Origin of the sequence: Campylobacter sp. IFREMER_LSEM_CL2127, assembly GCF_025771745.1 — a bacterium.
Taxonomy (GTDB): Bacteria; Campylobacterota; Campylobacteria; order Campylobacterales; family Campylobacteraceae; genus Campylobacter_D.
In genome coordinates this window covers 237742-262149 of the sequence record NZ_JAKMQV010000001.1, presented here as the reverse complement: position 1 = coordinate 262149, position 24408 = coordinate 237742, and the positions used below count along the sequence as shown (strand labels likewise).

Here is a 24408-nt window from a genome sequence, read left to right as displayed (position 1 = left end):
GTTGATAATGCGATATACAGTAACAGAAGCCTCTATTTATGAAGCACAAGGTTTAAAAGATGAAGCTTTGGAGATTTATAAAAATATATTAAAGCAAGATCCGCAAAATAAAAATGCTATTGATGCTATAAGGCGTTTAAGTGGTTTGCGTTCTAATCATGAAGATTTAAATTATGATATGCTTGATTTTTTTGTTAATATGAAAAGCGAAGAAGAAGTTAATGAATTTAAAAGGTGGTTAATAAAACTATGAATATAGAAGATTTAGCAAAAATGGCCATAAGTGAAGTTAATTCAGAGTTAGATAATAAAAAAAGTAAAAATGATGAATTTACTCCTATGGTAGAGGAAATTACTCAAGAAAAAAATATTAATATCCAAGAAGATGAAATAAAAAAAGAGATTAATCAAGTTGCACAAGAATTGATCCAAGAATTAGATGATTTAGAAGTAAAAGTTAAAGAAGATAAGCAAGCTATGGCTATTAAAGTTGAAGCTTTAGAGGAAAAAGAAGAAAGTATTATAAATAATGAAGAATTTTTCTTAAAAAATATCAGAGAGCGTATTTTGGTTTTATTTGAAGGATTAAAAAATACTAAAGATGAGCATATAGAAAAAAGACTAGATATAACAATTACTTTTTTAGAGTTTTTACTTGCAAAGATTGAAGATAGACTTAAAAAATGATCATGATTTTTTAAGAATTAAAAATATACTTAAACCTTACACTCAAAGAGCTTATTTAGTAGGTGGTTGTGTAAGGAATTCTTTTTTAGATTTATCTAGTGATGATTATGATATAGAAATTTATGATATTGAGCCTAAGTTTTTTGATGAGCTTATGCAAAAACTTGGTGCAAATGGAGTAGGAAGAAGTTTTTTTGTATATAAATACAAAAAATTTGATTTAGCTCTAGCACGTTATGAAAATAAAATTTCTACAGGTCATAGAGGTTTTGAAGTTAAAGTTTGTAATGATGAACAAGAAGGAGCTAAAAGAAGGGATTTTACCATTAATGCATTGATGGTAAATATTTTTGATTTTAAGTTTTTAGATTTTTTTAATGGTTTGCAAGATTTACAAGCAAAGATTATAAGACATATTGATGATATAAGTTTTGTTGAAGATAGTTTAAGAGTGCTTCGTGGAATTTCTTTTGCATGCAGGTTTGATTTAACAATTGCAAAAGAAAGTTTAAAATTAATGCAAACTATGGATATAAGTGATTTATCTAAAGAGCGTATTAATAATGAACTTTACAAAATTTTTAAAACTTCAAGACTAAATAAAGCTTATGAGTATTTTAAAATTTTAAATTTAGAAGAAAAAATATTTTTTTATCAAAGCTGTAATGAAGAATTTGAAAGACTTTTAGAGCGTAGTCAAAAATTAATTTATGATGAGGCTTTGTATTTATATTTGTATTTGAATTTTTTTCATATAAATAAAGAGGAATTTTTCAATAAAACAAAATTAAAAAAAGAACTATTAAAAAAATGTGAACAAGAGTTTATTTTAGGTAAAATTGATGATTTTAATTTAGCTAAAATTGCTTTGAAAATGCCACTTTGTAAATGGCTTGGGCTTTGGGATAATGAGCGTATAACACAAGCAAAGAAATTAAATTTATATCATCATGCTTTTGAAAGTAAAATAAGTGCAAATGATTTACTAAAGGAAGGATTTAGTGGGAAAGAGCTTGGGGTTGAGCTTGAAAAAAGAAGATTACAAGAATTAAAAAACTATATAAAGGAGTAAAAATGAATGAATATATTTTAAAAATTTCAAGTAGTGATGAAAAAGGATTGATTTATAGAATTTCAGATGTTATTTTTAAATATAGAATCAACATTATAAAAAATGATGAATTTGTTGGAGAAAATCGTTTCTTCTTTAGGGCGCATTTAGAAGGTGATCTTGATATAAAAGCTTTTAAGGGAACGCTTGAAGCTATGCTTCCTGATAATGCACAAATTGAAATTACACCAAAGAGAAAAAAAGATATTATTGTTTTAGCTACCAAAGAAACTCATTGTTTGGGCGAATTACTTATCCGCCAATTTAGTGGGGAATTTAACGCAAATATTAAAGCAGTTATTGCAAATTATGAGGTGTTAAAACCTTTAGTAGATAAATTTAACATACCTTTTCATACTATTTTAGCGCAGGATTTAAGTAGGCAAGAGCATGAAGAAAAATTACTAGAGTGTTTAAAACAATACGAGTTTGATTATATTGTTTTAGCAAAATATATGAGAATATTGTCTCCATCTTTTGTGGAGCATTTTGAAGGAAAGATTATTAATATCCACCATTCTTTTTTACCTGCATTTATAGGAGCTAATCCTTATAAGCAAGCTTATGAAAGAGGAGTGAAGATTATAGGCGCAACAGCACATTTTGTAAATAATAACCTAGATGAGGGACCAATTATCACTCAAGATGTTATACCAGTTACTCATGAATATTCTTGGCAGGCTATGCAGCAAGCAGGACGTAATGTGGAAAAAAATGTTTTTTCTAAGGCTTTGGATTTAGTGTTTGATGATAGGATTTTTATACACGAAAATAAAACGATAGTGTTTTAAATTTTTGATGCCAAAAAGGCATCAAAAATTAGCAAGAATAACAAGTTTTAAACTCATATGCAGTTGGTCTAGCTTCTACAGGCCATACTTGGGTTTCAAATTTCATATGTTGATAATCATCAATAAACACATCACTCATAACAGGTTTTAAGAAAGCATTTTTTCTAATGAGTGCTTCTAAAGATCCTCTTAAAGTGTGAGGTAATTGCTCTATACCTTTTTCTCTAATCTCATCTAGGGTTAGTGCAAATAAATTTTCATCCATAGGGCCAACCGGTATGGTTTTGTTTTTAATACCATCAAGTCCTGCCATAAGCAAGCTTGTAAAAGCCAAGTAAGGATTAGAAGTGCTATCAGGAAATCTAATTTCTACTCTTGCGCTTTTTTCGTTAATACCATAAGGAACGCGACAACTTGCAGAGCGATTTTGACAAGAATAAGTTAAAATGCAAGGTGCTTCAAAACCTGGAACTATTCTTTTATAGGAATTTGAGCTAGGATTGGTAAATGCGGCAACACTTCTTGCATTAGCTAAAATTCCACCGATGTAATTAATCGCACATTCGCTTAATTTTCCATAGCCTTCTTTATCATAGAATAAATTTACTCCATCTTTCCAAAGACTCATATGTACATGCATACCACTTCCATTATCTCCATAGAGTGGCTTTGGCATAAAGGTTGCTGTTTTTCCATTTAAATGTGCTACCATTTTTACTACATATTTGTAAATTTGTACATTATCAGCAGCTTCAACTAAATTTCCAAATTCTACACCAATCTCAGCTTGTCCTTGTGCTACTTCATGGTGATGTACGAAAGTTTTTAAACCCACTCTTTCTAAAACTTGCACCATTTCAGCTCTAATATCTACACTAGAATCAATAGGACTTACAGGAAAATATCCGCCTTTATTTCTTGGGCGATGTCCGCTATTGTAACTATCTGTGAAATCTTTATTATCATTCCATTCACCTTCTTCAGTATCTACTTCATATTTTGCACAATGAGAAGAATCAACTATTTTTACATTATCAAAAATAAAAAATTCATTTTCAGGACCAAAATAAGCTGTATCGGCGATATTGCTTGTACTTAAGTGTTGCATTGCTTTTTTGGCAATACTTCTTGGACATTTTTCATACATTTGATCTTTATAAATATCATATACATCACAAATTACTATGATAGTAGGATCTGCTGTAAATGGATCTAAGAATGCGCTTTCTACATCAGGTTTTAAAATCATATCCGATTTTTCTATAGGTTGCCAACCGTGTAAAGAGCTTGCATCAAAAGGAATTCCATTTTCAAAAGTTTTATCATCAATTGCTTTTATATTGTAAGTAATATGGTGCCAAGTGCCTATCATATCAGTAAATCTAAAATCAACAAATAAAACTTCATGTTCTTGACAATAACTAAAAAACTCACCAATGTTATTTACAAACTTACCCATTTCCTCTCCTTTTTAATAGGTATTAATTTATTTTTTAAGATTGTAGTATATTTTTATTAAATTAAGTTTAAATTAATATTTTTTTTATGGTCAAATACAAAAAAATATTAATTTATATAATTAATTAACAAAATTAATATTGGTTTATATTTTTTTATAATATAATTTCACATTAGTTTTTTATATTAAAAAGGTGTAAAAATGACTCAAGAAGAATTAGATGCTTTAATGAATAGCACTGAAGATTTAGATCTTGATTCTGTAGAAGAAACAGAAACAAAGCCTGAAACAGAGTATGAAGATGAGGAAAAAAATAAACAAATTGTTGATGCAATGATTAATGGTGATTATAAAGCAAGAGCAGATATGGCATGGCCACCACCACCACCTAGCAAAGAACATAAAGTTGTGCATCAGCTTGATGATGTTACAAGAGATAGTGAAATCAAAGCTACTGAAATGATGGAAAAGTTAGAAATTATTAATGATTTCTTTGCAAATTCAGAAAATGAGCTTTGTGTAATTAGTGATGCTCTGAATAAAAATATAGAAATTTTTGAAAAGCTAAATGCAAAATTTCCTAATGTTGTAAGCTTTAAAGAAGCCATAGAAACTAACAATAATGCTAAAAATATTATAGATGAGATTACAGGTTGTTTGCAAACTGGACAAGATGAAGTTATGATGGCAATGGATGCTATGCAATATCAAGATATTCATCGTCAAAAAATCGAACGTGTTATTAATGTTATGAGAGCTTTAAGTAGATATATGAGTAGTTTATTTGAAGGTAAAATTGATGATGAAAAACGCGTAGGATCGGCTGTGCATATTGAAGGTGATACAACTACAGATGTTGTAAGCAATGATGATATTGAGGCATTAATCGCAAGTTTAGGCAAAAAATGATTATTCCTGAAATAGTAGCTCCTGCGGGAAATTTTACAAAATTAAAAATAGCGTTGGCTTATGGAGCTGATGCTGTTTATGCGGGAGTGAGTAATTTTTCATTAAGAGCAAGAACTGCTAGGGATTTCAATTATGAAACTTTTAAAGAGGCTATTGATTATACTCATACAAGAGGAAAAAAAATTTATGTAACCATTAATGGTTTTCATTTTAGTTCACAAATTGAGGGTTTAAAAAGGCATATTTTAAAATTAAAAGAAATGAAACCTGATGCTTTTATAGTAGCTTCTGTAGGTGCTATGCGTTTAGTTAAAGAACTTGCACCTGAAATCAATCTTCATGTATCCACTCAAGCTAATATTTTAAACTATTTAGACGCTCAAGTCTATAAAGACATGGGAGCTAAGCGTGTTGTTATAGCAAGAGAGCTTGGCTTAAAAGATGCAAAAGATTTAAAAAATAATTGTGATATCGAGCTTGAAAGTTTTGTGCATGGCTCTATGTGCTTTGCATATTCTGGTAGATGTTTAATAAGCTCAGTACAAAGTGGACGCATGAGCAATCGTGGTTCTTGCGCAAATGATTGTAGATTTAATTATGAGCTTTATGCGAAAAATCCAGAGACAAATACACTTTTTAGATTAGAAGAAGATGAAAATGGCACACATGTATTTAATTCTAAAGATTTAAATTTAAGCTCATATATTCAAAAGATTATGCAAGAAAATTGTATTCATGCTTTTAAAATAGAAGGAAGAACAAAAAGTGAGTATTATGTAGCTTTAACTACAAGAACATATAAAATGGCAGTGCAAGATGTATTGGAAGACACTTTTGATGCTGCTAAATATGAAAAAGAAATCCATACTTTAAAACACAGAGGTTTTACGGATGGATATTTAGTCTCAAGAGCCTATGAAAAAACCGATTCTATTAATCACAATACAAGCATAGAAGAAGGAACTCATCAAGTGCATGCTATTAGTGAAGGTGGCGAGTTTTTTAAATGTAAAGGCAAGATAGAATTAAACAAAGAATATGAAATTTTAGCTCCGGTTAATTCTAATATAGAATTAGGAGAAAATAAACTAGGTTTAATCTATGAAAATGATGGTAAGAAATTTATAGTTTTTAAGCAATTATTGGCCAAAAATAATAAAGAATTTAGTGAAATTCATAGTGGTAATGAAAATGAAATTACTTTACCGTTTAAGCTTCCAGAATTTAGCTTTTTAAGAAGGAGTGTTGAATGAAATTTGTTTCTATATTGATGGGAAGTAAGAGTGATTATGATGTAGTGAAAGAAGCTTTGGGAATTTTGGAAAAATTTGATGTTAAATATGAAATTTTAATCACTTCAGCACACAGAAGTCCTCAAAGAACCCAAGAATACATCAAAAATGCCGAAGAAAAAGGTGCAAAAGTATTTATTGCAGCAGCAGGTATGGCAGCACATTTAGCAGGAGCTGTTGCAGCACATACAACAAAACCTGTTTTAGGCATACCTATGCCAGGAAGTAATTTAGCAAGTATGGATTCTTTATTTTCTACTGTGCAAATGCCAAGTGGAATTCCTGTAGCAACTTTGGCTATAGGTAAAGCAGGGGCTATTAATGCAGCTTATTTAGCTGTGCAAATTTTAGCTATAGAGGATGAATCTTTAGCACAAAAATTATTAGAAGATAGAAAAAAACAACAAGAAAAATTAATTCAAGATTCTAGTACAATTGAAGTTTTTCTTTAAGGAGTATTTATGCAAACTTACTTGAAGTTAAAAGAATTTTGTCAATTAGTGCATTTATCTGAAGATGTTGTAAAAGGAATGATGGCAAATGGTGCTTTAAATTTCAAAGAAGAAGAGGGTGAAATTTATATTGAGGCTAATCAAGGAACATTTAGTGTGGTTCCAACAAGCTCAAAGCAACCTGCTATGGTAAATTCTATGACTTTAGCAGGAGAAAGTTTTGTAGAAAAAACCATAGGAACTATTTTAAACTTACACGAAAAAGTTCTTGATGCTAAAGATGAGACCTTAGAAGCTTTAAAGGGTGAGAATAAATTTTTAAAAGATGCTCTTTATTCTATGCAAGAACTTTATGATGAAGATAGAAAAACCATAGAAAATCTTAACGAGCAACTCAAATATGCGCGCAATGAAGTGGAATTTCTAAAAAGAAAATATAAAATGATGTGGAATAAAACAGTAGAACTATATGCGAATTCACCTGAAAAGCCAGAAGAAATAAAGGAAGAAAAATGACTTTTTCTCAAATGATATTAAATTTACAAGAATTTTGGCAAAAGCAAGGTTGTGCTATTATGCAACCTTATGATTTTCCAGCAGGTGCAGGGACTTTTCACCCTGCAACTTTTTTAAGAAGTTTGGGTAAAAAACCTTGGGCAGCTGCTTATGTAGCACCAAGTAGAAGACCAACTGATGGAAGATATGGTGAAAATCCTAATAGACTAGGTGCTTATTATCAATTTCAAGTTTTGATTAAACCAAGCCCTGATAACATCCAAGAATTATATTTAAAAAGTTTAGAAAATTTAGGTTTTGATTTAAAATCACATGATATTCGTTTTGTTGAGGATAACTGGGAGAGTCCAAGTTTAGGTGCTTGGGGTCTGGGTTGGGAAGTTTGGCTTGATGGCATGGAAGTAACACAATTTACTTATTTTCAACAAGTTGGCGGTATAAGCGTAGATTTAGTAAGTGCTGAAATTACCTATGGCTTAGAAAGACTTGCAATGTATTTGCAAGATGTAGATAATGTATATGACATAGTTTGGAATGAATTTAACGGTGAAAAAATTACTTATAAAGATGTTCATAAGCAAGGTGAGTTTGAATTTAGTAAATATAATTTTGAAGTAAGTGATGTTAAAACTTTAAATGTGCAATTTGAAAATGCCTATAATGAGTGTAAAAATGCATTAGAAGCAAAGCTTGCTTTACCCGCGTATGATTATTGTATGTTAGCAGCGCACACTTTTAATTTGCTTGATGCAAGAGGAGCTATTTCAGTAACTCAAAGACAAGATTTTATGCTTAAAATTAGAGAATTATCTAAAAATTGTGCTTTGGTGTATAAAGAAAGTTTAGATGAAAATTAAAGAAATTTATGATTATTTGGATACTATTAGCCCATTTAGTACGCAAAGTTCATGGGATAATAGTGGCCTATTACTTGGAACTTTAGATCAAGAAATAAATCAAATTTATCTTGCTCTTGATGTGGATATGCATTTAATTGAAAATGCACGTGAAAATTCACTTTTTATAGTTCATCATCCTTTGATTTTTAAAGGTTTAAAAAACTTAAGCGGGGTGTTTTATCCGCAAAATATTCTTACTAAAATGATACAAAAAAACATAGCTTTAATTGCTATGCACACGAATTTTGACTTAAGTCATTTAAATGCTTATTTCGCTCGTGAAATTTTAGGTTTTAAGATTAAAGAACAAAATGAGTTTTTAATTTATTGTGATGTTGATTTTAAATTTAGTGATTTAATTACTCATGTGAAAAAAAGTTTAAAGCTTGATTGTATAAGAGTTGTAAATGCAGGTAATAAGAAAATTAAAACTTTAGCAATATGCACAGGCAGTGGAGGAGATTTAATTTCTAGTGTTAAGGCAGATTGCTTTTTAAGCGGAGATTTTAAATATCACCAAGCTTTGGAAAGTTATCATAATAAACTTAGTTTGATTGATATAGGACACTATGAAAGCGAATCTTGTTTTGGTAAAATTTTAGCAAAAGATTTGCAAAAATTTCATTTAGAAGTTATAATATCAGTTTCAAAAAATCCATTTCAATATTTTTAAGGAAAATTTCAATGAGTAAATATTTAGAACAACTTATAGCTTTATCGCAAATTGATAAAGAACTTGATGGTTTTGCAAATAAAGTAGAAGATGCTACAAAAGATTTAAAAGAAAAACGCAATTTACTTGATAAAACAGAAGAAGAAATTGCAGGTTTTGAGAAAGATATTAAAGATATAGAAAATCAAAAAATTCAAAACAACAACCATATTGCAGAATTTGGTGTAAAAATTAAAGAAATAGCTAAAAAAAGTGCTGCGGTAAAAACTGAAAAAGAAGCAAATGCTTTAAAAATTGAAGAGGATATAGCCAAAGAACAACTTGATGCAGCAAATGAAGAAATAGAAAGATTAGATAAAATTTTAGAAAATAAAGAAAAATTCATACAAGAATTGCAAGCTAAAAGAAGCGAACTTGAAAATGAAGTGGATCAAATCGATGCTCAAACTAAAACTGTTTTAGTGGATATTGAAAAAGAAAGATTACAAATTTATGATAAAAAGGTAAAATTAGTAGGTGAAATAAATCAAAAAGTTTTAACTTTTTATGAAAAAATTAGAAAATGGGCGGGAAATACTGCAGTAGTTCCTGTAAAAAAACATGCTTGTTATGGCTGTTTTATGAGAATTTATGATAAAACTTATTTGGCTGTTTTAAAAGGTGATGAAATCATAACTTGTCCACATTGTGGAAGAATTTTATACAAAGAAAAAGAAGAAAATCAAAATTGATTTTTTTTTATTATATTTTTGCTGTGATTATATATATAATTGCAGCTCCTTTTTTGTTGATTTTAAGTTTTTGTAAGGAAAAGTATAAAATATCATTAAAATCAAGATTCTTTCTTTACAAAAATTTAAGGCAAAAACAAGGTGACGTGTATTTTCATGCTTGTTCTTTTGGTGAAATTAAAAGCCTTATTCCTTTAATAAAACTTTTTCCAGCTTGTAAAATTTCAACCATAACTCAAACTGGTTTTAGTGAAGCTTTAAAATATTCTAAAAAAGTAAATTTTTTCCCTTTTGAGATTTTTGTACCTTTTTGGATGAGACCTTGTAAAGTTTTGGTTATTTTTGAAGCAGAGTTTTGGCTTATGCTTGTGTTTATGGCTAAATTTTATAATGCAAAAGTTGTTTTATTAAATGCTAGAATTAGCGATAGATCTTTAAAAAACTATAAGCGTTTTAGCTTTTTTTATCGTTTGATTTTTAAATATATTGATGTTGTGTTTGCGCAAAGTCAAAAAGACAAAGAAAGATTAGAATGCTTGGGCGCTAAAAATGTTATAGCATATAAAAATATCAAAGCTAATATAAAACAAGAACAAGTGAAAAACTATTCCAAGCCCAAAGCTAGGATTATTATATTTGCTAGTACACATGAAAATGAAGAACGATTATTACTTAATGAAATTAATTTAGAAGAAAACGATAAATTGATTATCGCCCCAAGACATCCAGAGCGTTTTGGTGAAGTTGAGAAAATTTTAAAAGATTTTTGTCAAAAAAACCACTATAATATGCAAAAATTTTCAGACTTTACTTTAAGCGAAAATAATTTTGCAAATTTTTTTAATGCCAAATGTTTATTGCTAGATACTTTGGGTGAGCTAGAGAATTTTTATAAGATTAGTGATGTGGTTTTTTTATGCGGCTCTTTCATAAATAATATAGGTGGGCATAATCCTATAGAGGCGGCTAGATGGAATAATGCTATTATCTCAGGGAAATATTATTTTAATCAAGAAAGTTTATATCAAGAAGTTGATGGTTTGTATATTTGTGAGAGTGCAAAAGATATAAATGTTTTTTTAAAGCAAAAATTATCACAAGCACAACTTAAAGAACAAAGTGACTTAAGTGAAGTTATATTAAGTATAAAAGAAGGTTTAGATGCAAGAAAAAGCTTATAAATTGCTTGCAATGCAAGAAAAAATTTCTAATAACGCAGCAAAAGATTTGATTGACAAAGGTTGTGTTTTTGCTATGGGTAAAAAGGTTGTTATAGCTAGAGCTTTGATGAGTTCTAAAACAAGATTTGTTGTGCAAAAAATAAAAAAAGCAAAAATACTTTTTGAAGATGATAAAATCATAGCCTTAAATAAGCCTTATGGAGAGATTAGTGAGAATTTAGAAAGTGTTTATAATGCTAAATTAATCAATAGACTTGATAAGGAAACAAGTGGAGTTTTACTTTTAAGTAAAGATGAGGAATTTAGACTAAAATGTATTCAAGAATATAAAAAGCAAAATGTTTATAAAAGTTATTTGGCTATTGTTGATGGGGTGATTGCTGAAGAACTTGAAATTTGTGAAAAAATAACTACTATAAAAAATAAATCCGGAGCTTTTAGTAAAATCGATAAATTTGGCTTAGAAGCTCATACTCAAGTTATACCTTTAATGGTAAATGCTAAAAAAACCTTAATAAAAGCAGTCATTAAAACAGGTAGAACACATCAAATTAGAGTACATTTAAATCATATAAAACATGGTATTATCGGTGATGAAAAATATGCAAAAATCAATTCATCAAGAATGTATTTACACTCTTATGAAACGCATATTTTTGATTATCAATTTAAAGCCTTGCTTGATGAGAGCTTCAATGCTTATGGTTTTGAAATAAAAAATTTAAATTTTTAAAGGCGTTTAAAGCTAAAAGGGTTTATAATTTAGCTTTTTAAAATTTTAATAAAGGGAAAATAAAGTGTTTGAAATAGTTGGTGAGTCATTTAAATCCGCAGTTAATAAACTTCGTTTTGTTGATGATGAAAAAGCTTTAAAAAATGCTCTTGACACTTTAAAAAAAGCCCTTTTAAAAGCAGATGTACATCATAAAGTTACTAAAGAATTACTTACTTTAGTAGAAAATGATGTAAAAACTAATGGCATAGGTCAAAAACAATTTTTAGACTCAATTAAGAAAAATTTAGAAGAAATTCTTAGTGTTAAAGGTAAAAATCAAGGTTTTGTATTTGCTAGTAAGCCGCCTACGGTTGTTTTGATGTGTGGTTTACAAGGTGGTGGTAAAACTACTACTACGGTAAAAATTGCTAATTACTTAAAACTAAGAAATAAAAAAGTACTAATTGCTGCATGTGATTTGCAAAGATTAGCTGCGGTAGAGCAATTAAGACAACTCACTCAAGCTAATGAGCTTGATTTATTTTTTATAGAAAATGAAAGTAATCCTTTAAATGTTGCTAAACAAGCTTTAGAAAAAGCAAAAAATTCTATGTATGATGTTTTGCTTGTAGATACTGCCGGCCGTTTAGCAATTGATACGGCTTTGATGAATGAGCTTAAAGAAGTAAAAGCTATTTTAAATCCTGATGAAGTATTTTATGTAGCTGATGCTATGAGTGGTCAAGATGGAGTTAAAACTGCAAGTAGTTTTAATGAGGCTTTAGAAATTACAGGGGTTATTTTAAGTAAATTTGATGCAGATACTAAAGGTGGTGTTGCGCTAGGTATAGCAAAACAAATTGGTGTGCCTTTAAGATTTATAGGTGTTGGTGAGAAAGTAGCTGATTTAGAAGTGTTTATCCCTGATAGGATTGTTAATCGTATCATGGGTGAGGGTGATTTAGCGACTTTGGCTGAAAAAACTGCTACCATTATTGATGAAAAAGAAGCAAAAAAACTTAATAAGAAAATTAAAAAAGGTGAATTTAATTTTAATGACTTTTTAAATCAAATGGAAAGTGTTAAAAAACTTGGTAGTATGAAATCAATCATTGGTATGATACCTGGTTTATCATCTATGGCAGCAAATATTAAAGATATTGACTTGGATAATTCTAAAGAAATTATTCATATTAAGGCAATGATTTCATCAATGACGCCAAAAGAAAGAGAAAATCCTGATTTGTTAAATAACGCAAGAAAGCGTCGTATTGCAGAGGGTGCTGGTTTATCTCAAATGGAAGTAAATCGCTTTTTAAAACAATTTAGTAATGCAGCTAAGTTGGCAAAGAAATTTTCAAACAAAAAAGGAATGGAAAACTTTATGAATATGTTGCAGCAAGCTAAAAGACCGCAATAATTAAAGCTTTTTTATGGATATATGAGTTAAAATATCTATAACAAAATTTTAATTTTTTTAGGAGTATTAAAATGACAGTAATCAGACTTACAAAAATGGGACGTAAAAAAAGACCATTTTATCGTATAGTTGTAACTGATAGTAGAAAAAGACGCGATGGTAGTTGGATAGAAAGCATTGGATATTACAATCCTATGGTTGAACCTGAAGTGGTAAAATTTGATGCTGAGCGTTTAGCTTATTGGAAAAGCGTAGGTGCTAAATTAAGCGATAGAGTAGCAGCTATTACAAGCAAATAAAAATGGTTGAAAATTTTTTAAGAGAATACGCAAAATTAATTGTTGATTTTCCTGAAAAAGTTGATATACAAAGACAAAATTTAGAAAACAATTTTGCTGAAATTATCATTTATGTCGATCCATCTGATACTGGTAAGTTGATCGGAAAAAATGGAAAATTAATCAACGCAATAAAAACAGTCATTATGGCTTATAAAGTTAAAGATGCAACTTCATATCGTATAACGGTAAAAGCCATTGAAGAATGATTTGATCCAGGTTGCTAAACTTGGGAAAAGTGTTGGTTTAAAAGGTTATGTAAAATTACATAATCTTAGTGATTTTTATGAGCAGTTTAAAATAGGTGCTAAATTTTTTGATATTAATCAAAAAATTTACACCATAAAGGCTTTTGATAAAACTAGATCTTTAGTTTTATTTGAAGGTTTTGAGAGTGTTGAAGCTGCCAAAACCTTAACTAATATTACTCTTTTTCAAACTATTGAAGCTACAAAAGAAACTTGTAAATTAAAAAAAGATGAGTATTTTTATTTTGACATAATTGGATGTGATATTATTGAAAATGAGCAAAAATTAGGTGTAGTTGAAGACATTTTAGAAAATGGAGCAGGATTTTTATTTTGTATAAAATGTGATGAAAAACTACAGACAAAGATTAAAAACTTTTATATTCCTTATGTTGATAAATATATTCAAAAAGTTGATGTAGAAAATAAAAAAATATTCACACAATCTGCTTTGGATATTTTAGAAAATTCATGAAATATACTTTTGTAAGTTTATTCCCAGAGCTTATTGAGCCTTATTTCCAAACTTCTATTTTAGCAAGAGCAAAAGAAAAGGGGATATTAGAATTTGCTTTTGTTAATCCTAGAAATTTTACCACAAACAAGCACTTTAAAGTAGATGATTATAAAATAGGAGGAGGCGCAGGGCTTTTATTACAAGCTCAGCCTTTGTATGATTGCTTAAGGCATATTAAAAAGCAAGATAAAAATGTTCATTTTGTTTTTCTTTTGCCTTGCGCTAAGACTTTTAAACAAGCTGATGCTAAAAGATTAAGTAAGAAAGATCATATTTGCTTTGTAAGTAGTAGATATGAGGGTTTGGATGAGCGCATTGTGGAAGAATTTGCTAATGAGGTATTTTCTATAGGTGATTTTATACTTACAGGTGGAGAGTTAGCGTCTTTAGTAATGTGTGATGCTATTAGCAGAAATATTCAAGATGTTCTTGGAAATAGCGAAAGCTTAAGTGAAGAAAGTTTTGAAAATGACTTATTGGAAGCCCCATCATTTTCTAAGCCATTTGTTTTTGAAAAGGAAAATAAAAAATTTTATGTGCCTTCAGAGTTTTTAAAGGGAAATCATGCTAAAATCACAGCTTTAAAAACTACTTTGGCGTCTTGCAAAACGAAATATTTTCGTCCTGATTTGTATCAAAAGCATGAACGCAAATTTTAAGGAATATCGTTATGAAAAATAAATACATTGAGCAATTTGAGCAAAAACAAATTGAAGGTAAAAATGTTCCAGAATTTCGTGCTGGAGATACTTTAAGACTTGCTATTCGCATTAAAGAAGGCGATAAAACAAGAATTCAAAATTTTGAAGGTATTTGTATAGCACGTAGAGGAAATGGTGTAGATGAAACTTTCATCGTACGTAAAATCGGTGCTAACAATGTAGGCGTTGAAAGAATTTTCCCTATTTATAGTGAAAGTTTAGAAAGTATTACAGTGTTAAGAAGAGGTCGTGTACGCCGTGCTAGATTATTCTACCTAAGAGATAGAAGAGGTAAGGCTGCTCGTATTAAAGAACTTAAAAAATAAAAGTGAAATTTAGAACTCAAATATATGAAGTAATTTCCTGGGAACAAGAAATTCAAAACGGCATAAATATATCTAAGAAAATAGAAAATGCTTATGCTAAAGAAATCTGCATAACTATGTCAAAAGATAGCTTTATGAAAGATCATAAAGCGCCTTTTGATATTACCATACAAGTATTAAAAGGCTCCATTGATTTTGGAGTTTTAAACCAAAAAATTCTACTTAAAACACTGGATAGTGTAAGTTTAAAAGCTCATGAAATCCATAATCTTTTAGCGTTAGAAGATTCTATAGTGCGCTTAACTTTATATAAGCAAGATAGTCTTGAACGTGTTGAAAGTGTTTTAAAATCTTAATTTAAGCCTCATTTTGTATAATTTTAGCTTACTAAAATGAGGAAGTTAAGCTATGAAATGGACTAAAGATTCTTGGAAAAATTATAAAATTCAGCAACAACCACAATATCCCGATGAAAATGAATTACAAGGTGTTGTTGAAAAATTAGAAAAATTACCACCGCTTGTTTTTGCAGGTGAGGTGGATAGATTAAAAAAATCCCTTGCTAATGTTGTAAATTCACAAGCATTTTTACTCCAAGGAGGAGATTGTGCGGAGAGTTTTGTAAATTTTGGCGCTGATAATATAAGAGATATGTTTAAAGTTATGCTTCAAATGGCTATAGTACTTACTTTTGCAGGATCTTGTCCCATCGTTAAAGTAGGGCGCGTTGCAGGACAATTTGCAAAGCCAAGAAGTAGTGATTTTGAAGAAATTGAAGGAGTAAAGCTTCCAAGTTATCGCGGGGATATTATTAATGGTTTTGAATTTAATGAAAAATCAAGAATAGCTGATCCTAAAAGAATGCTAGAAGCATATTATCAAAGTGCTACAACTTTAAATTTATTAAGAGCTTTTTCAAGAGGTGGTTTAGCGGATTTAAGAGTAGTGCATAAGTGGAATTTGGGTTTTTTAAAAAAGGCAGAACTTGGGAGAAAATATGATGAACTTAGTGAAAAAATCACTCAAGCTTTAGCTTTTATGCAAGCTTGTGGTATCACTGATACTCCAAATCTTTCTCAAACAGCCTTTTATACTTCTCATGAAGCCTTGCTTTTGCCTTATGAAGAAGCTTTAACTAGGGTAGATAGTTTAAGTGGGGAAATTTATGATTGTTCAGCACATATGCTTTGGATAGGTGAGCGTACTAGAAAAGCAGATGAAGCACATGTGCATTTTTTAAGTGGAGTGAAAAATCCACTTGGTGTTAAACTTAGTGCTAATTATGATTTAGATGAGATTAAAAAGTTAGTAAGTATTTTAAATCCACATAATGAAGCAGGAAGATTAAATTTTATCATTCGTATGGGATGTGATAAGATAGAAAATGCCTTGCCAAAATTATTTAAAGAGTTAAAACAAGAAGGATTTAATATACTTTATAGCATAGATCCTATGCATGCAAACACAGTTAAATCAGGTAATTTTAAAACAAGAGAATTTGATAAAATCATTCAAGAAGTGCGTGCATTTTTTGAAATAGCTATGAGTGAGGGAGTATATCCTGGTGGGGTACATTTGGAAATGACAGGGCAAAATGTAACAGAATGTGTAGGAGGCTCTTTAAATATCACTCAAGAAGAGCTTTCTAAACGCTATGAAACACAATGTGATCCAAGATTAAATGCTGACCAAGCTTTAGAATTAGCATTTATCATAGCAGACTTAGTTAAAAAGGCAAGAAAATGTTAAAATTTTATGGTATTAAAAATTGTAATAGTGTTAAAAAAGCTATGGATTATTTAAATTTTAAGAAAATTGAATTTGAATTTTTAGATATTAAAAAATTAGATGAGGAAACTTTAGATTTTTGGCTTAGCAAAAGGAGTGTTTTAGAGCTTGTAAATACAGCGGGTATGAGTGCTAGAAAATTAGGCTTAAATAAAGAAAAACTTCAAAATTTAAGCCAAGATGAGATTAAAGCGATGATTTTACAAAGTCCAACGCTCATAAAACGCCCATTGATTGTAAAAGATGATAAGGTTTTTATAGCCAAAGAATATGAGAGTTTTTAATTAAATTTTCTCTCTTTGGTAGATTTTTTTAATTTTCACATCTAAATTATGAGCAAATTTAAATAAAGCTGGCACTACTAAAAGTGTAAGTAAGGTTGAGCTAATAAGACCAAATATAATAGCAATGGCCATAGGAGAATTTCCTTCAAAACCAGAACCCCTTGAAAGTGCTAGTGGAAGCATGGAAAAAATCATCGCAAAAGTTGTCATTAAAATGGCTCTTAAACGACTTTTTCCTGCATAAATTAGTGCTTTTTCTACTTCCATACCTTCATCGCATTTTTTATTAGCTACATCTACTAATAATATAGCATTTTTTCCTACCATTCCAAAAAGCAAAATAATAGCCACAAGCACAAATAAAGAAAAGTGATTTCCTGTGATAAAAATTCCAAAACAAGCTCCACCAAAAGCCAAAGGCATGCTTATCATGATGATTAAAGGAAGTATTAAACTTGAATACAAAGAAGCAAGGATTAAATAAATCAAAATCATCCCCAAAGATATAGAAAACAAAAATCCACTAATGGTATCATCTAAAAAGTCCAAAAAACCAGAATAAGCAAAAGATAGGTTATTTTTTCCTAAAATATAAGCTAAATTGGACTCAAAAATTTTTCTTACTTCATCCAAAGAAATGTTTTCTATGCTTGAAGTGAGTTTTATACTAGTAGTTTTATTGTGTCTGTTAATTAAAGAAAGATCTTTTTTATAAGAAAAGCTAGCAATACTAGCAAGTTTTATACTTTCATTGTTATGATTTTTAAGTTCTATTAGCTCTAAACTAGTTGGATTTTGCTTAAAAGCTTCATCAAAGCTAAGGATAATTTCATCTTTAAAATTTTTATAATCCATATTTCCAACACTTAAATTTCCAAAGGAATAAGCCAAGACATAAGCAAGTTCTTGAGGGTTAATACCAAGTTTGGCAGCTTTTTCTCTATTGATATTAATAGCAATTTCTTCTTTTAAATCCCCTTCATTATCATCTATAGCAACAAAGCCTTCGTGTTTTGAAAACACTTCTTTCATTCTATTAATAGCTTCTTTTATTAGCTTTAAATCATCACCTAAAATTTGAATTTGAACTGGATCTTCAATGCCTGCTCCTTCTATTTTAGGGAGTTCTAAAACTTTTATCTTTAAGTCTTCATAGGAGTTTAATTTTTCTTGAAAAAGGCTAATAAGCTTAGGTTGTCTGAATTTTCTTTCATTTAAAGATTTTAATTTTACATAAATTTTTGCTTTTTTAATTTCTTTTGCGTCATTATATCCTATAAGTAAATATGCATAAGCAACACTTGGATCTTGCTTTATATTTTCATATACTTTTAAACTTTTTTCTTTCATAGCTTCTAAAGATAAGTCGTTTTTGCTTTCTAATAAAACTTGTATTTCACTATCTTCTTCTATAGGTAGAAAATCTAAGCCTATTTTAGGAGCTAAAGAAAAACATAAAACAATTACAACAAGCGTTGATAGGATAAATTTAATTTTATTAGCTAAAACTTTATAAAGTAGCTTTTTATAAAATAAGTCAAGTTTTATAAATAAAAATTCACTTTTTTTATAAAATGTGCTTTCGCTAGTATTTAAAAATCTAGCACTTAAGGTAGGTATTAAAAATACACTTACAAGATAGCTTATAATCACACCAGAAGCAACGCTAGTAGCTAATACATTAAAAAATAAACCAGGAACTGAATTCATATAAGCAATAGGTATAAACACACACAATAAAACCGCACTAATGCTTAAAACACTAAAGCCTATTTCTTTGATCCCTTCAAATGAAGCTTGTAAAGGAGGGAGTGTTTTTGCTTTTTTGGCTATACTTTCAATGATGACTATAGCATCATCTATAAAAATTCCTATACTTAAAGTAAGAGCTATAATGGTTAAGCGATTAATATCATAACCTAAAAGATTAATGAGAAAAAAACTAGAAATAATTGAAGTTGGTAAAACAATAAAAGCTAAAATAGTCGCGCTGATATTTCTTAAAAATACATACACTATTAAAAGTGTCAAAATCACGCCAAAAACCATATCAAAAATAACCTGATTGATATGTTTTAAGATGTTTTGGCTTTTATCATAAACTATTTTAATTTCTACCTCATTGCCTGCTATTGTTTGTAATGTTTTTAAAGAATTTTTGATATTTTCTATAACTTTTAAGGAGTTATAACCAGAAATTTTATTAAGCTCAAGTAATACCCCATCTTTTGTATCAAGTATTGCAAACTGCTTTTGATCTTCTAAGCCATAGCTAATATTTGCTATATCTTTTAAAAATATTCCACTAAAAATGCGTATATTTTCTAACTCTTTTAAATTTTGTGCTTCAAAATATCCTTTGATGGTGAAATTATCTTTTGAATTTTCAAACTCACCTAGATATTGTTTAAAATTATGACTTTGGATGATTTTAGCTACATCAAGTGCATTAATGTGGTATTTTTGCAAGGCATTAGGCAGGAGTTTGATTTGAACTTGTGGTTTTAAAAAGGCTATATCATTGATCGTTCCAACTCCTGAAATTTTTTGTAAAAATGGTTTTATATCATTGTCAATCTTACGCATAAGTTTTAAATGATCTTTGGAACTTAAAAATAATGATACAACAGATCCTGCATCAGGGGATATTTTTTCTAAGGTTGGCTTTGCTGGAAGATTAATAGTATTAAGTTTATCTCTAATATCATTTGCAGCTACTTCTAAGTTTTTGCCTAATTCAAATTCAACAACAGAAATAGAAAAATTATTATAACTTGTAGAATTGATATTTTTTATCCCCTGTACATCTGAAATTGCATTTTCTATTTCTTTGGTTATTTTAGATTCTATGAATTTTAAATCCCCATTAGCGGTTGTGGTGATTTTAATCAAAGGAATATCTACTTTTGGATAAAGATTAATGGGCATACTAAAAATAGAAAAAGTACCAAAAATCACTAAAGCGATAAAAAACATCAAAACAGCAATAGGATTATTAATAGCAAAACGATACAAGATTAATCCTTGGTGATGATTTTTCCTTCTCCAAAAGAACCTGGAGTAAAGTTTAAGGCCTCAACTTCTGCATAAATTTTTCGTGTTTTTATGTCTATACTTGGATAAATAAGTGTGATTTTGCCTTGGTATTCTTTTTCATTTGAGTCTATTTTATAAATAAAAATATCATCAATTTTTACCTTATCTTTAAATTTCTCATCAAAACTTAAAAGCAATTTTACTTTTGGATAAGAAAAAAAATCAAATAAAACATGAGAAATTCCCCTAGCTCCATCGCCTATGTCGATATATTTGTTAGAAATAATCCCATCATAAGGTGCTTTTAGAGTTTTTTTATCAATTAAGTCTTTGTAATGTTGTATATTTAAAAAGGCTTTTTGTTGCAAGCTTTGTGCTTTTTGAAACTCAAATAAAACATTTTCATAACTTTGCTTATCTATAACTTCTTGTACCTTTTTAAATTTTTCTAAAGAACTTTTAGCATGTTCTAGCGCAAGAGTGGCAAGTTTGTATTCATTTTGTGCTAATTTTAAGGCTATTTGCTCGCTAGAATCTTCAAGTTTAAGTAAAACTTGATCTTTTTTTACCTTATCATTAACATTCACATAAATTGCCTTAACTATACCAGCACTTTGCAAGGATAATTTTGATTGATTTTGTGCAAGCACATCAAAACTAGCATAAATTTCTTCAGCTTTTAAAGTGAGTAGAGAAAATAAAATTAAAAATACTAATTTCATTCTAAAACCTTTGTTTTTATATCAATTCCAGCTGTAAAATAATACCTTGCTTTCGTGATTTCATATTCATTTTTAGCTAGTTCAAGTTGACTTTGACTTTTGTATTTTAATTCTAATGCATTTAGGTATTCTACATATGAGCAAAGCCCTGCGGTGTATTTTTTCTCAATGGCCTCAAAAGCTAAATTAGCCGCCTTAAAACTTGCATTTAATGCTTTTATTTTAACTTTGGAAATTTCAATTTCTTGTAAAAGATTATCTAGTTCTATATCTACTTTTCTTTTAGTTTTTTCAAGCTCTAATTGAGTGATTTTGCTTGTATATTTTTGAGATTCTAGAGCTTTTTGATTAGCCCCAAAATCAAAAATTTTCCACTCAAAAGTTAAAATAAAACGATTACTTTGTCCATGCTCTTTTAAAAAGCTTTCGCTTGTTGATTTTAGCTCATGTGGTAATTTAGGATTGTAGTTCATATCATAAAAACTAAAACTATTTTGTAAAAATATTTTTGGAAACAACTCAGCTCTAGCAGAGTCTATTTTTAAATTTTCTAAATTTAATTTTTCTTGCATAAGGGCTATTTCATAGCTTTTGTTTTTTTCTGCACTTGGTTCTTGTAAAATATTTTGAAAAGAAGGCGTAAAATGCGTTTTGCTAAGATTATAAATTTCATTTTTTAATTCATATAGTTTTAATTCATTTTGAGCTAATTCATAAGAGCTTAACTCAAATTTTGCTTTTATGCTCTCAAGCTCACTTTGGCTAGCAAGTCCAGCTTGGTAAAAATTTTCTAAGCGCTTGAGTTGATTTTGCAGAGTGATTTCTTTTTGTTTATCACTTGCTATAATACTTTCTAAGCTAAGATAATTAAAATACAAAACACTAGCACTAAGTGCCATATAATTTGTCATGTTTTCTTTTTCAAGATGAGCAAGTTGTTTTAGACTTTGCATGCTAGCGATTTTTGCTTCTCTATTGCCCCCATCAAAAAGTAAAAATTTAAGCGAAAGAGTACTCATTAGACTTTCTTGGGGTTCTATGATAAAGCGATCTTTGTTTGAGCCAAGATAAGAAACACCTAAATGTAAACTTGGCAAATAAGCATTTTGCACACTTTCTTGTTCTAAAATACTTTTTGAAAATTGAAGTTGTTTTTGTAAGTAATTTTCATTGTTTAAACTTAAATCTATAAATTCTTTAAGATTATTAGCTAGCAAAAATAAAGGCAAGAAAAGTAAATATAAAATTTTCATTTTTAAACTTTTTGTTTTATTATAGAAAATATAACTTAAAGTAATTATAAAGCAAGAAAATTTTTAAGTAGCTTTTTACCATTTTGACTTAGTATGGCTTCTGGGTGAAATTGAACTCCATAAATGTCGTATTTTTTATGTTTTAAAGCCATGATAATATTATCTTCACTTTGGGCTAAAATTTCACATTTTTTACCTATATGGCTAACATAAAGAGAGTGATATAAACAAATTTTAAAATTTTGCTTAAGATTTTTAAAAAGTGGGTTTGGTTTAAATTTTATAGTTTTTACCTTACCATGAGTTGGATTTGGAAGTTTAGAAATTTTACCACCAAAAACATGTGCTATGCATTGGTGTCCTAAACAAATTCCAAGAATTTTTTTATCTTTTTTAAAATATTTTATAGCTTTTAAGCTTAGCTTTGATTCTTTTGGAGAATTTGGTCCAGGGGAGATTAAAAGATGGGTAAAACCATATTTTTTAAGCTTTTTTGGGTTTTTAAATTTATCGTTTTTGATGATTTTATAAGTAATATTTAATTCTTTTAAATAAAAGGCTATAGTGTAGGTAAAAGAATCATAATTATCTATAATTAAAACTCTCACAAAAACACCCTTTTTAAGCCTCTTAAAGAATTAATAGCATAAATTTCTTTAGCATTTAAAAGCGCATCTTTAGTGATATCTTTTTCTTTGATGAGCTTGTGTTTTAAGAGTGCTTGTCTATAAATGCCATTGAGGCAGTTTTTGGCATAAGGAGTAAAATACTCATCATTTAAATTTATGATAATATTAGTTCTTGAACCCTCACAAAGTATGCCTTTTTCATCAAAAAAAACTATGTCATAGCAAATATTTTCTTTCCATAGATATGAATTTGCTTCATATAAACTACGCAGAGAAGTTTTATGGTGTGTTAAAAGATTTACTTTTATGATATCTTTACTTATGAGTAGTTTTTTGCTTGAATTTTCTTGTATATTGCTAAAATCAAACTCATAAAGACCATTTTTGAAAAGTTTTAATTTAATAGCTTTTGAGCCTTTTTGAGTAAAATTACTTTTTGTAAAAAAATGATGATGATTGAAAACAAAATTATTAAAATTTTGTAAAGATTTAAAATGGAATTTTTTATCTTTACTCTCTAGTATATTTTTAAAATCATTTATTAATCTTTGAGTATCAAAGCCAAAAAATTTAGCTGAGTTTAAAATTCTTTGTAAATGTTCTTTGAAAAATAAAATAGAATGATTTTTATAATACATTGTTTCAAACAAGTAAAAGTTAGGTTCTAAAATTTTGCTTTTTAGTTTTAATTCTTCAAATTCATCTTGTTTTTGTGAGTCCCATACAAGCCCACTTCCCACACCATATCTTAAAAAATTATCATTATTTTTTTTCTCTAAAGTGCGTATGGCTACGCTAAATTTTGCTTTGTTTTTATGGATTAAACCTATTGCGCCACAATAAATTCCGCGTTTTCTTTGCTCTAAATTTTCTATGAGTTTGATGGTTTCTATTTTGGGTGCGCCTGTGATGGATCCACATGGAAAAAGGGCTTTGAAAATTTTAAAATAATCATTTCCTTGTTTTAATTTTCCGCTTATTTTTGAAATGAGTTGGTGTAAGGTAGGATAGGTTTTAACCTTAAAAAGTTTGCATTTTAAAGAATGCTTTTTAATAAGTTTTGAAACATCATTGCGTAATAAATCAACTATCATTACATTTTCGCTAATGGTTTTTTCATCGCATTTTAAAAAGTTTTTTAGAATTTCATCTTCTTTTGGATTATTTGAGCGTTTGATTGTGCCTTTCATGGGTTTTGTGATGATTTTTTTATTTTTGATTTTAAAAAAAAGCTCAGGTGAAAATGAAGCTAGTTCTAAAAAATCATTTTTCATATAAGCCTTATAAGGGGTATTTTGTTTAGGATAAAGGCTTAAAAAACTCTCATACACATTAAGATTTGATTGTAAATGTAATTCTTGAGTGAGATTAACTTGATAACTTTGACCTTTAGCTATAGCATCTTTAACTTTGTCAAAGTTTTCAAAATATTTTTCTTGATTTAAATTAGATGAAAAGTTTGGGTAAAAGTCTAAATTTTTTTCTTCACTTATAAAGATTTTTCTTGTTTTAAAAGCAAAAAAATATAAAAAAGGCTCTTTGCTTTTATAATTTTTATCATCTAGATATTTATAAAATTCATATTGAATATAACCTAAAAAATAATATTGACTTTTATATTTTTCTATAGCTTTAAAAGCTTTTTTGCTTTCTTTTTGAGTGTGAGCTTTAAGAGTAAAAGCAAGATCATCATAAAGATATTTTCCAAATATAGCAAATGCCATTTATAT

The 24408-nt window shown here is 28.7% G+C and carries 28 protein-coding genes; 22 read left to right on the top strand and 6 right to left on the bottom strand.

What is annotated here, in order from left to right; translation table 11 throughout:
- The first annotated feature begins 4 nt into the window (after positions 1 to 4).
- The 4 genes from L8V77_RS01380 to purU are packed head-to-tail and all read left to right on the top strand — an operon-like array spanning position 5 to position 2589.
- Positions 5 to 253 (top strand): hypothetical protein, encoded by a 249-nt coding sequence (locus tag L8V77_RS01380; RefSeq protein ID WP_087699331.1) that lies wholly within the window; start codon positions 5 to 7, stop codon positions 251 to 253.
- A complete protein-coding gene (gene ciaD, locus L8V77_RS01375) occupies positions 250 to 687 on the top strand; it encodes an effector protein CiaD (RefSeq protein ID WP_263706348.1) in 438 nt (145 codons plus the stop codon). Before L8V77_RS01380 ends, ciaD begins: the two co-directional genes overlap by 4 nt.
- On the top strand, positions 656 to 1759 hold the full coding sequence (locus tag L8V77_RS01370; RefSeq protein ID WP_263706346.1) for a CCA tRNA nucleotidyltransferase: 1104 nt from the start codon (positions 656 to 658) through the stop codon (positions 1757 to 1759). The genes ciaD and L8V77_RS01370 overlap by 32 nt, the downstream gene beginning before the upstream one ends.
- Before the next feature lie 2 nt (positions 1760 to 1761).
- Complete coding sequence (purU, locus tag L8V77_RS01365) at positions 1762 to 2589, top strand: formyltetrahydrofolate deformylase (protein WP_263678747.1); 828 nt, start codon at positions 1762 to 1764, stop codon at positions 2587 to 2589.
- Positions 2590 to 2617: 28 nt separating this feature from the next.
- Here the strand turns inward: purU and glnA are convergent, their stop codons facing one another.
- Positions 2618 to 4048, bottom strand: a complete 1431-nt coding sequence (gene glnA, locus L8V77_RS01360; RefSeq protein ID WP_263663129.1) for a type I glutamate--ammonia ligase — start codon at positions 4046 to 4048, stop codon at positions 2618 to 2620.
- Between the two features lie 201 nt (positions 4049 to 4249).
- On the opposite strand from glnA, the gene L8V77_RS01355 reads away from it, so the two are divergent.
- The 18 genes from L8V77_RS01355 to L8V77_RS01270 all read left to right on the top strand — a co-directional run bounded on the left by L8V77_RS01355 (position 4250) and on the right by L8V77_RS01270 (position 17038).
- A complete protein-coding gene (locus L8V77_RS01355) occupies positions 4250 to 4957 on the top strand; it encodes a protein phosphatase CheZ (protein WP_240379224.1) in 708 nt (235 codons plus the stop codon).
- Positions 4954 to 6210: a peptidase U32 family protein gene (locus L8V77_RS01350; protein ID WP_263706345.1), complete on the top strand. Its 1257-nt coding sequence runs from the start codon at positions 4954 to 4956 to the stop codon at positions 6208 to 6210. Before L8V77_RS01355 ends, L8V77_RS01350 begins: the two co-directional genes overlap by 4 nt.
- Positions 6207 to 6701, top strand: a complete 495-nt coding sequence (gene purE, locus L8V77_RS01345; protein WP_263663130.1) for a 5-(carboxyamino)imidazole ribonucleotide mutase — start codon at positions 6207 to 6209, stop codon at positions 6699 to 6701. The genes L8V77_RS01350 and purE overlap by 4 nt, the downstream gene beginning before the upstream one ends.
- Before the next feature lie 9 nt (positions 6702 to 6710).
- Complete coding sequence (locus L8V77_RS01340; protein ID WP_039668539.1) at positions 6711 to 7217, top strand: DUF3972 domain-containing protein; 507 nt, start codon at positions 6711 to 6713, stop codon at positions 7215 to 7217.
- Positions 7214 to 8074, top strand: coding sequence for a glycine--tRNA ligase subunit alpha (gene glyQ, locus L8V77_RS01335; RefSeq protein ID WP_039668538.1), 861 nt, complete (start codon positions 7214 to 7216; stop codon positions 8072 to 8074). Before L8V77_RS01340 ends, glyQ begins: the two co-directional genes overlap by 4 nt.
- Entirely contained in the window at positions 8064 to 8789 is a 726-nt protein-coding gene (locus L8V77_RS01330; RefSeq protein WP_263706344.1) for a Nif3-like dinuclear metal center hexameric protein, read from the top strand. The genes glyQ and L8V77_RS01330 overlap by 11 nt, the downstream gene beginning before the upstream one ends.
- A gap of 11 nt (positions 8790 to 8800) precedes the next feature.
- Positions 8801 to 9520, top strand: a complete 720-nt coding sequence (locus tag L8V77_RS01325) for a zinc ribbon domain-containing protein (protein WP_149062431.1) — start codon at positions 8801 to 8803, stop codon at positions 9518 to 9520.
- Positions 9517 to 10701, top strand: a complete 1185-nt coding sequence (gene waaA / locus L8V77_RS01320; RefSeq protein WP_263706343.1) for a lipid IV(A) 3-deoxy-D-manno-octulosonic acid transferase — start codon at positions 9517 to 9519, stop codon at positions 10699 to 10701. Before L8V77_RS01325 ends, waaA begins: the two co-directional genes overlap by 4 nt.
- Positions 10682 to 11434, top strand: a complete 753-nt coding sequence (locus L8V77_RS01315) for a 23S RNA-specific pseudouridylate synthase (RefSeq protein WP_039618595.1) — start codon at positions 10682 to 10684, stop codon at positions 11432 to 11434. The genes waaA and L8V77_RS01315 overlap by 20 nt, the downstream gene beginning before the upstream one ends.
- A gap of 64 nt (positions 11435 to 11498) precedes the next feature.
- A complete protein-coding gene (ffh, locus tag L8V77_RS01310) occupies positions 11499 to 12836 on the top strand; it encodes a signal recognition particle protein (RefSeq protein WP_263706342.1) in 1338 nt (445 codons plus the stop codon).
- 71 nt (positions 12837 to 12907) lie between these two features.
- The gene (gene rpsP / locus L8V77_RS01305) at positions 12908 to 13135 is read left to right on the top strand and encodes a 30S ribosomal protein S16 (RefSeq protein ID WP_012661702.1); all 228 of its coding nucleotides are present in this window, start codon (positions 12908 to 12910) and stop codon (positions 13133 to 13135) included.
- Positions 13136 to 13137: 2 nt separating this feature from the next.
- On the top strand, positions 13138 to 13383 hold the full coding sequence (locus L8V77_RS01300) for a KH domain-containing protein (RefSeq protein ID WP_012661701.1): 246 nt from the start codon (positions 13138 to 13140) through the stop codon (positions 13381 to 13383).
- Positions 13373 to 13897: a ribosome maturation factor RimM gene (rimM, locus tag L8V77_RS01295; protein ID WP_263706341.1), complete on the top strand. Its 525-nt coding sequence runs from the start codon at positions 13373 to 13375 to the stop codon at positions 13895 to 13897. Before L8V77_RS01300 ends, rimM begins: the two co-directional genes overlap by 11 nt.
- The gene (trmD, locus tag L8V77_RS01290) at positions 13894 to 14598 is read left to right on the top strand and encodes a tRNA (guanosine(37)-N1)-methyltransferase TrmD (protein WP_263706339.1); all 705 of its coding nucleotides are present in this window, start codon (positions 13894 to 13896) and stop codon (positions 14596 to 14598) included. The genes rimM and trmD overlap by 4 nt, the downstream gene beginning before the upstream one ends.
- 11 nt (positions 14599 to 14609) lie before the next feature.
- Complete coding sequence (gene rplS / locus L8V77_RS01285) at positions 14610 to 14966, top strand: 50S ribosomal protein L19 (RefSeq protein ID WP_012661698.1); 357 nt, start codon at positions 14610 to 14612, stop codon at positions 14964 to 14966.
- Positions 14967 to 14968: 2 nt separating this feature from the next.
- The gene (locus L8V77_RS01280) at positions 14969 to 15322 is read left to right on the top strand and encodes a cupin domain-containing protein (RefSeq protein WP_263706337.1); all 354 of its coding nucleotides are present in this window, start codon (positions 14969 to 14971) and stop codon (positions 15320 to 15322) included.
- A gap of 52 nt (positions 15323 to 15374) precedes the next feature.
- Positions 15375 to 16715 (top strand): class II 3-deoxy-7-phosphoheptulonate synthase, encoded by a 1341-nt coding sequence (locus L8V77_RS01275; protein WP_263706335.1) that lies wholly within the window; start codon positions 15375 to 15377, stop codon positions 16713 to 16715.
- Positions 16709 to 17038, top strand: a complete 330-nt coding sequence (locus L8V77_RS01270; RefSeq protein ID WP_263706334.1) for a Spx/MgsR family RNA polymerase-binding regulatory protein — start codon at positions 16709 to 16711, stop codon at positions 17036 to 17038. Before L8V77_RS01275 ends, L8V77_RS01270 begins: the two co-directional genes overlap by 7 nt.
- Here the strand turns inward: L8V77_RS01270 and L8V77_RS01265 are convergent, their stop codons facing one another.
- From L8V77_RS01265 to L8V77_RS01245, 5 genes are read right to left on the bottom strand one after another with little or no spacing between them, the layout of a single operon-like run.
- Positions 17039 to 20053 carry an efflux RND transporter permease subunit gene (locus L8V77_RS01265; protein WP_263706333.1) on the bottom strand — a complete coding sequence of 1005 codons (3015 nt, stop codon included), beginning with the start codon at positions 20051 to 20053 and terminating at the stop codon, positions 17039 to 17041. It lies immediately after the preceding gene.
- 2 nt (positions 20054 to 20055) lie between these two features.
- Positions 20056 to 20796, bottom strand: a complete 741-nt coding sequence (locus L8V77_RS01260; RefSeq protein WP_257938476.1) for an efflux RND transporter periplasmic adaptor subunit — start codon at positions 20794 to 20796, stop codon at positions 20056 to 20058.
- The gene (locus L8V77_RS01255) at positions 20793 to 22049 is read right to left on the bottom strand and encodes a TolC family protein (RefSeq protein ID WP_263706331.1); all 1257 of its coding nucleotides are present in this window, start codon (positions 22047 to 22049) and stop codon (positions 20793 to 20795) included. Before L8V77_RS01255 ends, L8V77_RS01260 begins: the two co-directional genes overlap by 4 nt.
- Positions 22050 to 22093: 44 nt before the next feature.
- On the bottom strand, positions 22094 to 22657 hold the full coding sequence (locus L8V77_RS01250; protein WP_263706328.1) for an anthranilate synthase component II: 564 nt from the start codon (positions 22655 to 22657) through the stop codon (positions 22094 to 22096).
- Positions 22654 to 24402, bottom strand: a complete 1749-nt coding sequence (locus L8V77_RS01245) for a bifunctional anthranilate synthase component I family protein/class IV aminotransferase (RefSeq protein ID WP_263706326.1) — start codon at positions 24400 to 24402, stop codon at positions 22654 to 22656. The genes L8V77_RS01250 and L8V77_RS01245 overlap by 4 nt, the downstream gene beginning before the upstream one ends.
- Positions 24403 to 24408: the final 6 nt, after the last annotated feature.

Coding starts and splice junctions, on each gene's coding strand:
- ciaD (WP_263706348.1), top strand. CDS start 250: ATGAATATAGAAGATTTAGCAAAAATGGCCATAAGTGAAGTTAATTCA.
- purU (WP_263678747.1), top strand. CDS start 1,762: ATGAATGAATATATTTTAAAAATTTCAAGTAGTGATGAAAAAGGATTG.
- glnA (WP_263663129.1), bottom strand. CDS start 4,048: ATGGGTAAGTTTGTAAATAACATTGGTGAGTTTTTTAGTTATTGTCAA.
- L8V77_RS01355 (WP_240379224.1), top strand. CDS start 4,250: ATGACTCAAGAAGAATTAGATGCTTTAATGAATAGCACTGAAGATTTA.
- L8V77_RS01350 (WP_263706345.1), top strand. CDS start 4,954: ATGATTATTCCTGAAATAGTAGCTCCTGCGGGAAATTTTACAAAATTA.
- purE (WP_263663130.1), top strand. CDS start 6,207: ATGAAATTTGTTTCTATATTGATGGGAAGTAAGAGTGATTATGATGTA.
- L8V77_RS01340 (WP_039668539.1), top strand. CDS start 6,711: ATGCAAACTTACTTGAAGTTAAAAGAATTTTGTCAATTAGTGCATTTA.
- glyQ (WP_039668538.1), top strand. CDS start 7,214: ATGACTTTTTCTCAAATGATATTAAATTTACAAGAATTTTGGCAAAAG.
- L8V77_RS01330 (WP_263706344.1), top strand. CDS start 8,064: ATGAAAATTAAAGAAATTTATGATTATTTGGATACTATTAGCCCATTT.
- L8V77_RS01325 (WP_149062431.1), top strand. CDS start 8,801: ATGAGTAAATATTTAGAACAACTTATAGCTTTATCGCAAATTGATAAA.
- L8V77_RS01315 (WP_039618595.1), top strand. CDS start 10,682: ATGCAAGAAAAAGCTTATAAATTGCTTGCAATGCAAGAAAAAATTTCT.
- rpsP (WP_012661702.1), top strand. CDS start 12,908: ATGACAGTAATCAGACTTACAAAAATGGGACGTAAAAAAAGACCATTT.
- L8V77_RS01300 (WP_012661701.1), top strand. CDS start 13,138: ATGGTTGAAAATTTTTTAAGAGAATACGCAAAATTAATTGTTGATTTT.
- trmD (WP_263706339.1), top strand. CDS start 13,894: ATGAAATATACTTTTGTAAGTTTATTCCCAGAGCTTATTGAGCCTTAT.
- rplS (WP_012661698.1), top strand. CDS start 14,610: ATGAAAAATAAATACATTGAGCAATTTGAGCAAAAACAAATTGAAGGT.
- L8V77_RS01275 (WP_263706335.1), top strand. CDS start 15,375: ATGAAATGGACTAAAGATTCTTGGAAAAATTATAAAATTCAGCAACAA.
- L8V77_RS01270 (WP_263706334.1), top strand. CDS start 16,709: ATGTTAAAATTTTATGGTATTAAAAATTGTAATAGTGTTAAAAAAGCT.
- L8V77_RS01260 (WP_257938476.1), bottom strand. CDS start 20,796: ATGAAATTAGTATTTTTAATTTTATTTTCTCTACTCACTTTAAAAGCT.
- L8V77_RS01255 (WP_263706331.1), bottom strand. CDS start 22,049: ATGAAAATTTTATATTTACTTTTCTTGCCTTTATTTTTGCTAGCTAAT.
- L8V77_RS01245 (WP_263706326.1), bottom strand. CDS start 24,402: ATGGCATTTGCTATATTTGGAAAATATCTTTATGATGATCTTGCTTTT.